Here is a 7312-nt window from a genome sequence, read left to right as displayed (position 1 = left end):
CCCGCGCAGGAGCCGTACGTCACCGCCACGCCGGCCCACCCGGGCGGACCCGGCCTCCCCACGGACGACGCACCCGGCCGCGGCGCGCCTCAGCACGCCGTACCCGGGTACGGCCCACCGCCACCCGCGGCACCCGGGTACGGGTACGTCGCACCCCCGCCCGCCGCGCCCGGGTACGCCGCTCCCGGCTACGGCGCACCCGGGTACGGCGCACCGGGATGGGGCGCACCACCCGCGGCCCCGCCGCCCCGGCGGAGCCGCGGCCCGGTGATCGCGCTCGTCGTGGTGCTGTCGGTGCTCGGCGCGCTCGCGGTCCCGGTCGTGCTGGCCGTCGCGATCCCGGTGGTGCTCAACCAGACCCGCACCGAGGACTGCAGCCCCGAGGTCGCCCCGGCCGGCGCGGGTCCCGACGCGGTCGCGTACGTCGACGCCGTCAACCGGTCGACCCCCGGCAGGGTCGCGCTGAGCGACAAGATCGAGGCGGCGGGCATGCAGATGTACGCCGAGGACCTGCAGACCGCCGTCGCGCTCGACGACGCGTTCCTCGCCGACCTGCGCACGATCGAGTTCTCCCCGGCGGCCCGCCCCGCGGCGGACCGCTTCGTCGTCGCGGTCGAGCAGTACCGCGCGTTCGTGCAGCGCGCGCTCGACCGGCCGGGCTACCTGGACGCGCACCGCGCGGAGGACGACGCGGTGAACGACGAGCGCGCGAGCGCCGGCCGCGCGCTGCGGGAGGCGCTCGGCCTGGACCGCACGTCCTGCCGCCTCAACCGCCCCTGAGCACCCCGCCGCTCGGCGACCCCGTGATCGGGCACGTCCGACGGCCCCGTGCGCGACCGATCACCGGGTCGTCGCCGGGCACGTGCACGCGTGACACTGGACCCACCCGTCGAGAGGACCCGCCGTGCCCACGCCTCCCCTGCCCGCCGACGTCGCCGCGCTGCTGGCGCAGCCCAACCCCGCCGTCATGGCGACGATCCACCCCGACGGCCACCCGGTGACGGTGGCGACCTGGTACCTGCTGGAGGACGACGGCCGCGTGCTGCTCAACCTCGACGCGTCGCGCGCGCGGCTGCGGCACCTGCGGCACGACCCGCGGGTCTCGCTCACGGCGCTGTCGCAAGAGAGCTGGTACACGCACGTCAGCGTGCAGGGCCGCGTGGTCGAGTGGCGTGACGACGTCGACCTCGTGGACATCGACCGGCTGTCGGTGCACTACGGCGGCAAGCCGTACCCGGTGCGGGACCGCGCACGCGTGAGCGTGCTGGTCGAGGTCGAGCACTGGCACGGCTGGGGCGCCGCGAAGCAGGACTGAGGGGCCGACCGACCGTCGCGCGGCGGCGGCCGGCCCGGACCACCGCGGGTCGGGCCCGTGCGGGGCCGCGGCGCGTGCGGTCAGGCGCCGCGCCGCCCCCGTGCCACGAGCCACAGCCCGGCAGCCAGCGACCCGAGGCCACCCGCCACGAGGTCGCCGACCGTGTCGGCGTACGTCACGAAGATCGCGTCGTCGACGTACGTGTGGCCGACGTACTCGCCGACCTCCCACAGCGCGCTGAGCGCGAGCCCGAGCCCGAGCGTGACGACCACGGCGCCCACGCGCGCGGCGCGGCCGCGCACGGCGTGCAGGTCGGGCGCTCCGGTCGGGTCGACGGCAGCCGGGTCCAGCACGGCACCCGTGGTACGCGCCAGCACGAGGTGCGCCACCGCCGCGACGAGTCCGGTGACGACGACGTGCGCGACCACGTCGAGCCACGGCACGGCCTGGTAGAGCTCGAGGACCGCGCACCACGCCGCGGCCAGCAGCGACGCACCGTATGCGGCGTCGAGCGCGGCGGGCACGCGCACCACGACGGGCACGACGAGCCCGCCGAGCACGAGGACGAGCAGGAGGGCGTCGACGGGTCCGCCCGCGACGAGGGCGACGAGCACGCTGACCGCACCCGCGACCCGCACGACGCCGCCCGGGCCCGCGAGCAGCAGTCGCGGCACGGGGGCAGGCCGGCCGGTGCCCGTCGTCGTCATCAGCCCCCTCCGCGCGCGCCCGGGTCGGCCCGGCGCGGGGCGACCGTACGACGAGGGCGTGCGGTGCGCACCCCCGGCGGGCGACTCCGCACGGTGGGGTTGCGCTCCGACGGGTCGGCCGTCAGGACGTCGGCGGCGTGACGGCGAGGTGGGCGCGTCAGACGGGCTCGCGCGGTGCGTCGTAGACGAGGCCGCGGGGCGTGACGCGCGCCCCGGCGGCAGGCGGGTGGGGCGTCAAACGGCCGTCGTGGCCCAGGTGCCGGACGTCGACGCCGTGCAGCAGGACCGCGACGTCGGCGACGACGCGGCGGTGGCACCGCCACCAGACCGCCTCGCTGCACATCACCGCCACGTCGCCGTCGACCGTCCGCACCTGGTCGAGCAGGTCCGCGAGCGCGGCGCCGAACACACCGGTCCGCGTGTACGCGGCGTAGGCCCGGAACGCGTCGACGCGCCACCAGGTGTCGAGGTCGTCGCCGGGGTCGCGTCTGCGCCGTCCGCCGAGCCGCTCCTCCCAGCGGTAGGCGACGCCCGCGGCGGGGAGCCACACCGCGAGCGCGTCGCGTGCGACGTGCGGGTGGCGGCGACTGCCGGGGAAGCGCCGGACGTCCACGACCTGCTGCACGTCGGCGTCGTGCAGCAGGTCCGTGATCTCCGCCTGCGCGAGCGTGCCGTGCCCGAACGTGACCAGTCGTGCCGCCATCGACCCGACCCTGCCAACGCCGCGCCCACGTCGCACGTCGGGACGCCGCGACTCGTCGGCCGCGCGGCCTGCCGCGTCGTCCCGGGCACCGCAGACCGGCGGTGAGCGCGCCCGACACGAGTGAGTAAACGTTTAACTCGGCCCCGGACCCCTTCAAACCGGCGGAGGACGCGTGGCAATGTGAAGGTTCACATCGCGGTCCGGCAGGGCTGCGCCGACCCAGCAGCGTCGCGGGTCCGCGCAGGTCGCGCGCGGAGCAACCGCTTCGACCCACCCCGTCCACGGACGACTCGAAGGAGAGCACCATGAGACCAGCACGCGCGCTCGGGGCCGCCGCCCCGGTGCGGGGGACCCGACGCCGCTGGACGTCGGCCGTCGTGGCGGCCGCGACCGCCGTGACCGCCGGCGGGCTCGCGCTCGCCACGGCCCCCGCCGCGACGGCCGCGACCGTCGACACGAACGCGTCGTACGTGCTCATCAACCGCCAGAGCGGCAAGGCGCTCGACGTCTACAACCTGGCCATGAACGACGGCGCCCGCATCACGCAGTGGACCCGCAACGACGGCCAGCAGCAGCAGTGGCAGTTCGTCGACTCGGGCAACGGCGACTACCGCATCAAGTCCCGCCTGTCCGGCAAGGTGCTCGACGTCTACAACTGGTCGACCGCCGACGGCGCCGCGATCAACCAGTACACCGACCGCGACCAGGCCAACCAGCGGTTCCGGCTGCAGGACGCGGGCGACGGGTACGTCATCCTCGTCAACCGGCAGTCCAACAAGGCCGTCGAGGTGCAGGGCGGCTCGACCGCCGACGGCGCGAACGTCGTGCAGTACTCCAACTGGGGCGGCGCCAACCAGCAGTGGCAGCTCGTGCGCCTGGGCGGCGGCACCAACCCCACGCCGAACCCGACCACGAACCCCACGCCCACCCCGACGCCGACCAACCCCGGCGGCACGTGCTCGCTGCCGAGCAGCTACCGGTGGACGTCGACCGGCGCGCTCGCGCAGCCGCAGAACGGCTGGGTCTCGCTCAAGGACTTCACGGTCGCGCCGTACAACGGCCAGCAGCTCGTCTACGCCACGACGAACGACGGACGGAACTGGGGCTCGATGAACTTCGGGCTGTTCACGAACTACTCCCAGATGGGCTCCGTCGCCCAGAACCGCATGCCGTTCAGCGCGGTCGCGCCGTCGCTGTTCTACTTCGCGCCGAAGAACGTGTGGGTCCTCGCGTACCAGTGGGGCGGTGCGGCGTTCACGTACCGCACGTCGACCAACCCGACGAACGTGAACTCGTGGTCGTCGCCGCAGAACCTGTTCACCGGCTCGATCAGCGGCTCCGGCACCGGTCCGATCGACCAGGCGCTCATCGGTGACGACAGGAACATGTACCTGTTCTTCGCGGGTGACAACGGCAAGATCTACCGTGCGTCGATGCCGATCGGGAACTTCCCGGGCAACTTCGGCTCGTCGTACCAGACGATCATGAGCGACACCGCGGAGAACCTGTTCGAGGCCGTGCAGGTCTACAAGCTCCAGGGCCAGCAGAAGTACCTCATGATCGTCGAGGCGCAGAACGGCCAGGGCCGGTACTTCCGGTCGTTCACGGCCACGAGCCTCGACGGCCAGTGGACTCCCAACGCCACGACGTTCAACAACCCGTTCGCGGGCCGCACCAACACCGGCGTCACCTGGACCAACGACATCAGCCACGGTGAGCTCCTGCGCACCAACGCGGACCAGACCATGACGATCGACCCGTGCAACCTGCAGATGCTCTACCAGGGCCGCGCGCCCGGGTCGGGCGGCGAGTACCACACGTGGCCGTACCGTCCGGGGCTGCTGACGCTCCAGCGGTAGGCGCACCACCGGTCACCCTCACGGGGCCGGGGCGGGGTCCGACGACCTCGCCCCGGCCCCGTCCGCGTCCGCCGGGCGGGGCGCACCCCGGTTCCCCGCTGAGCGAACAGGCTCGCGGATGATCCTCGGATGCCGCATGGTTCAGGTGAGCAGAACGGCGGAGCACCGTCCCACGGACACGCACCGCCGGCCCCGAGGAGATGAGGAGTCCGGCCATGTCCGTCACCACCGCTGACGCCCCCACCGCCCAGCTCACCCGCCAGGACCGCTGCGACCGCTGCGGCGCCCAGGCCTACGTCCGCGCCACGCTCGCGACCGCGGGCGGCGGCGACCTGCTGTTCTGCGGCCACCACTTCCGCGCGCACGAGGCCAAGCTCGTCGGCGCCGGCGCGCAGATCCTCGACGAGCGTCACCTCATCGACGCGTAGCACCGCACGCCACGGCCCGGGACGTCACCGACGTCCCGGGCCGTCGTCGTCCCCGGGCGTCGTCGCCAGCCGTCGTCGCCGGCCGGCCTCCCCCGCCCCGTCGGCACCGCGACGGCCCGCCGTGCGCACCGCGCTCGGACGCGGCAGCGGTTCCGGGCGTCGGGGCGCGCTCGGTAGCCTCGCGCGAGCACCGCGCCCGCTCGGGGCGCGCACCACGACGAGGAGGGCGCGCCCGTGGCCGTCGACATCCACCCCACACCGGCGGAGATGCAGTCGCTCGGCTCGGGCATGGCGCAGATCGCACCAGCGGGCTGGACCGAGCTGCGGTACCGGGTCGAGGTCGTGGGCCCGACGTCGGCCGCGACGATCACGGCGCTCACCCCCGCGGGCCCGGTCGCCGTCGACCGGCCGATGCCGGACGACGCCCGCCGCACCCTCCGGACGATGCGCCGCGCGATGTACCGGCCGGGCGTCGGCACGTGGTTCACGGCGACGTTCACGGTCGGCGCGGACGGCCGCTTCGCCGCCGAGTTCGACTACGACACCGAGCCGTCGCACACGTTCGACCCCGCGTCGTGGGCCGCCGACGCGCAGCGTTTCCCGCGGGCACCCGCGCACACCCCGGCCTGGTTGGCGCCGCGCGGTCGCGGCTGACGGCGGCGACCGCACCGCCGCGCGCACCCACCGGTCGCCGGCCGACCTGGCGCGTCACCCGGCAGGTCGTTCCCGCACGCGGTGCGGGCGCGTACCGTACGCCGGGTCGTGGCGACGCCGCCGCGCCCGACCGGTCGGAGGTGGCATGCCGCACGCGACCCCCGCGCGCCCCGCCACGCGCCGCGTCCCGGCGCCGTGACGACCACGACCGGCGCTCCCCCGCCCCCGCGCCGACGCGGGGTCCCGCTCGTGGCGCTGGTGCGCCGCGGCAGCACGCAGCTCGCTCTGCTCGCGGCGGTGCTCGCGGTCGTCGTGGCCGGCGCCGTGCTCCTGGGGACGTGCGCGCTGCTGCTGACCACGAGCCAGGAGCAGGCGCTCGACGCCGCGCTGCGGCGCGCCGACCCGCGGGACGTCGCGGTCGAGGTGACGTTCCGGCTCGGTGGCGCCGAGCCGGCCGTCGTCGACGACGCGGCGCACGTGCTCGACGCGGCGCTCGCCCCGGCGCGTCCGGCCGTGTCGCGGTGGCTGACCTCGGCCGCGCGCCCCCTCGACGTGCCCACCTCGCCCGGCGCGCGTGCGCGCGGCTACGTCGCCGCGTCCGACGACGTCACCGCGCACGCCGACCTCACGTCCGGGCGCTGGCCCGAGGTCCGGGCGTCCGGTGCGGTCGAGGTCGCGGTGCCCGACGCCGTGGCGCACCACCTCGCGCTGGTGGTGGGTGACGAGCTCGTGCTGGGCGAGCTGCGCGACGGGCGGCGGCGTGAGCCCGTGCCGGGATCGGGCGACGTCCGGCTCGTCGTGGTCGGCACGTTCGCGCCGGTCCTCGACGCCGGAGGGTGGGACCGGGACCCGCTGCGCGGCACGGGCGTCGGCGACGACCCGGACGAGCCGTCCGGGGCGGGCGCCGCCGGGTCCGACGACGCGACTCCCCCCGCCGATGCCGGGGACGCCCCGGCAGCGGACGGTGAGACACCTGTCGGCCCTCCAGCGGACGGCGGGGCGCCCGTCACCGCCGGCGCGACCGTCGGGCCGTTCGTCGCCGCCCCCGCCGCGCTCGCGGCGTCGGCGGTCGAGGTGGAGCGCGCCTCGCTCGTCGCCCGGCCCGACCTCACGGGCCTCGACCCGGGCGCGCGCGCCGACCTCCGCCGCGGGGTCGCCGCGCTGACCACCGACCTGGACCGCGCGCTGGGCGACCCCGTGGCCGGTGTCCGCGCGCAGACGCGGCTCGGTGCGACCCTGGCCGCGGCCGAGACGCAGGAACGGGTCACGCGCTCGGTCGTGCTGGTCGTCGCGCTGCTCGGAGCAGGGCTCGCCGCGGCGGCGCTCGCGCTGGCCGGCCGGCTCGTGGGCGTGCGACGCGACGCCGAGACGCGGCTGCTCGTCGCGCGCGGGGCCGCGCGGTCGCAGCTCGTCGCGCGGGCCGCGGTCGAGGCGCTCGCCGTCGCCGTCGTCGCGGTGGCCGCCGCCGTGCCGCTGTCGGTCGCGCTGCACCGCGCGCTCACGCGGCTGCCCCTGCTCGCGGACGCGGGCCTGACCGGCGACAACGGCGCGTCGCCCGCGCTCGTGCTGACGGTCGCGGCGGGCGTGCTCGCACTCGTCGCCGTGCTCGTCGCCCCCGCGCTCCGCCCGCCCGACGACCGCCAGCC

At 76.1% G+C, this 7312-nt stretch carries 6 protein-coding genes and 2 pseudogenes; 6 read left to right on the top strand and 2 right to left on the bottom strand.

Annotated features, from left to right (window positions below; all coding sequences use genetic code 11):
• Together ATM99_RS15070 and ATM99_RS15065 are read left to right on the top strand one after the other, a co-directional pair.
• Nucleotides 1–780, top strand: a pseudogene (locus ATM99_RS15070) (hypothetical protein); the annotation flags it as partial.
• 124 nt (nucleotides 781–904) lie between these two features.
• On the top strand, nucleotides 905–1315 hold the full coding sequence (locus ATM99_RS15065) for a TIGR03618 family F420-dependent PPOX class oxidoreductase (RefSeq protein ID WP_046529120.1): 411 nt from the start codon (nucleotides 905–907) through the stop codon (nucleotides 1313–1315).
• 80 nt (nucleotides 1316–1395) lie between these two features.
• Here ATM99_RS15065 and ATM99_RS15060 read toward each other — a convergent pair whose 3' ends face one another.
• Nucleotides 1396–2022, bottom strand: coding sequence for a hypothetical protein (locus tag ATM99_RS15060; protein ID WP_062103685.1), 627 nt, complete (start codon nucleotides 2020–2022; stop codon nucleotides 1396–1398).
• 157 nt (nucleotides 2023–2179) lie between these two features.
• Nucleotides 2180–2725 carry a DUF488 family protein gene (locus ATM99_RS15055; RefSeq protein ID WP_062103684.1) on the bottom strand — a complete coding sequence of 182 codons (546 nt, stop codon included), beginning with the start codon at nucleotides 2723–2725 and terminating at the stop codon, nucleotides 2180–2182.
• A 305-nt stretch (nucleotides 2726–3030) separates the two neighbouring features.
• Between ATM99_RS15055 and ATM99_RS15050 the strand changes: the two genes are divergently transcribed.
• The 4 genes and pseudogenes from ATM99_RS15050 to ATM99_RS15035 all read left to right on the top strand — a co-directional run.
• A complete protein-coding gene (locus ATM99_RS15050) occupies nucleotides 3031–4584 on the top strand; it encodes a non-reducing end alpha-L-arabinofuranosidase family hydrolase (RefSeq protein WP_082659854.1) in 1554 nt (517 codons plus the stop codon).
• Nucleotides 4585–4799: 215 nt separating this feature from the next.
• Nucleotides 4800–5012 (top strand): hypothetical protein, encoded by a 213-nt coding sequence (locus ATM99_RS15045; RefSeq protein WP_062103682.1) that lies wholly within the window; start codon nucleotides 4800–4802, stop codon nucleotides 5010–5012.
• Nucleotides 5013–5246: 234 nt separating this feature from the next.
• Nucleotides 5247–5666, top strand: a complete 420-nt coding sequence (locus ATM99_RS15040; protein ID WP_062103681.1) for a hypothetical protein — start codon at nucleotides 5247–5249, stop codon at nucleotides 5664–5666.
• 249 nt (nucleotides 5667–5915) lie between these two features.
• A pseudogene (locus tag ATM99_RS15035) lies at nucleotides 5916–7312 on the top strand (hypothetical protein); the annotation flags it as partial.

The organism is Cellulomonas sp. B6, from assembly GCF_001462455.1.
Lineage (GTDB): Bacteria > Actinomycetota > Actinomycetes > Actinomycetales > Cellulomonadaceae > Cellulomonas.
The sequence above is the reverse complement of the archived record's forward strand: the minus strand, read 5'-3'. Positions and strand labels throughout refer to the sequence as shown.

Bases quoted from the DNA above. Each gene is read 5' to 3' on its own strand.
- ATM99_RS15060 (WP_062103685.1), bottom strand. From the start codon at position 2,022: ATGACGACGACGGGCACCGGCCGGCCTGCCCCCGTGCCGCGACTGCTG.
- ATM99_RS15055 (WP_062103684.1), bottom strand. From the start codon at position 2,725: ATGGCGGCACGACTGGTCACGTTCGGGCACGGCACGCTCGCGCAGGCG.
- ATM99_RS15050 (WP_082659854.1), top strand. From the start codon at position 3,031: ATGAGACCAGCACGCGCGCTCGGGGCCGCCGCCCCGGTGCGGGGGACC.
- ATM99_RS15045 (WP_062103682.1), top strand. From the start codon at position 4,800: ATGTCCGTCACCACCGCTGACGCCCCCACCGCCCAGCTCACCCGCCAG.